The 1,683-nt window shown below is 71.8% G+C and carries 2 protein-coding genes; both read left to right on the plus strand.

Features of this window, described 5'->3' with window-relative positions; all coding sequences use genetic code 11:
- Positions 1-511 (plus strand): A24 family peptidase (locus RT309_RS15005; protein ID WP_313358322.1); only part of this gene is annotated, 511 nt, incomplete at its 5' end.
- A gap of 47 nt (positions 512-558) precedes the next feature.
- A complete protein-coding gene (gene pilM / locus RT309_RS15010; RefSeq protein ID WP_313358324.1) occupies positions 559-1,590 on the plus strand; it encodes a type IV pilus assembly protein PilM in 1,032 nt (343 codons plus the stop codon).
- The last annotated feature ends 93 nt before the right edge of the window (positions 1,591-1,683 follow it).

The following is a 1,683-nucleotide window of genomic DNA, read 5'->3' on the forward strand; positions in this document are numbered from 1 at the left end:
CGGCGACCTGCCGCCGGCGGTCGCCCCGGCGCTGCTGATCTGGGCCGCCGGCGGCCTCGCGCTGGCACTGATCGACGTCGATCACCACCGCCTGCCGAACGTGATCACGCTGCCCGCCTACCCGATCACCGCGGTGGCGCTGCTCGCGGCGTCGTGGGTGACCGGCGAGTGGGGGCGGATGCTGCAGGCCGCGATCGGCCTGATCGCGCTCGGCGGCATGTACCTGCTGCTCGCCCTCGCCTACCCGGCCGGGATGGGTCTGGGCGACGTGAAGCTGTCGGGCTCGCTCGGCATGCTGCTCGCCTGGCTCGGCTGGCCGCAGCTCATCGTCGGCGGCTTCAGCGCCTTCGTCGTCGGCGGGGTGGTCGGCGGCGTGCTGATGCTCACCGGCCGAGCCGGCCGCAGGTCCGGCGTGCCGTTCGGTCCGTTCATGCTGCTCGGCGCCGCCATCGGCATCGCCGCCGGACCGACTCTCGCCGACCTCTACCTGAGCCTCACCGGGCTCTCCTGAACCCGGCATCCCGACTTCTCCCCCCACCGAACCAGCTAAGGACCACCATGGCAGCCGTCGTCGCTCTCGATCTGAGTCGCCGCACCCTGCGCGGCGTGCAGATCGACGCTCCGTACACCGCTCGACCCAAGATCACCCGTTTCGCCGCCGTCGACCTGCCCGAGGGCACGGTGTTCGACGGCGAGATCGTGGACGAGCGCCGCGGCATCGCCGCACTCAAAGACCTGTGGCGCAGCGGCGGCTTCACGACCAAGAAGGTCGCCCTGGCCCTCGGCAACCGCAAGGTGGTCGTGCGCGAGGTCGCTCTGCCCGAACTCGCCGGCAACCGCGCCGCGCTGCGCTTCGCCGTCGAGGGTCAGGTGCCGATCGACCTCGACGACGCCGTGCTCGACTTCCTTCCGTTGCGCCCCGCCGCCGACGGCAGCGCGAAGCAGGAGGGCCTGCTGGTGGCCACCGCCCGCAGCAGCCTCGAGTCGACCGTCAACGCGATCGAGCGCTCCGGCCGCTTCGTCGACGCCATCGACTTCGCCGGGTTCTCGCTGCTGCGCATCCTGCCCGGCACCCCCGGGCAGGCTCAGGCCATCATCAACGTGGGCGCGTCGAGCACGACGGTCGTCATCGCGAACGGCACCACCCCGGAGTTCGTGCGCATGGTGCCCAGCGGTGGCGACGACATCACCCGCAGCATCGAGCGCGCCCTGGGCATCGACTTCGCCGAGGCCGAGCACGACAAGATCAGCCGCGGCCTGCAGGGCGGCGCGACCAACGCTCGCGACATCGAGGCCGAGACCGTGCTGCGCGAGAACGTCGCGGCGCTGATCGACAGCATTCGCAACACCCTGAACTTCTACGTCGGGGCGCACCCCGACACCCCGATCGCACGCGTGCTGCTGACCGGCGGCGGCAGCCGCCTGATCGGACTGGCGCCGGTGCTCAGTCGAGCGCTCGGCGTGCCGACCGCACACGCCGATCCGCTGGCCGCGTTCGCGCTCGGCAGGGGTGTGCGCGAATCGGGTGTGGACCGGTGGGCGCTCGAGCTCGCCGCGAGCATGGGAGCCACCGTGGGAGAGAGACGATGATGGCGACGATCGAGAAGACGCGGACGATCCCGAAGACGCGGAAGAAGGATGCCGCTGCGGCGCCCGCGCGACGCCGCGGGGGTGGGGTGCAGC

The sequence above is a fragment of the Microbacterium sp. genome, from assembly GCF_032084865.1.
Taxonomy (GTDB): domain Bacteria; phylum Actinomycetota; class Actinomycetes; order Actinomycetales; family Microbacteriaceae; genus Microbacterium.

Coding starts and splice junctions, on each gene's coding strand:
- pilM (WP_313358324.1), top strand. CDS start 559: ATGGCAGCCGTCGTCGCTCTCGATCTGAGTCGCCGCACCCTGCGCGGC.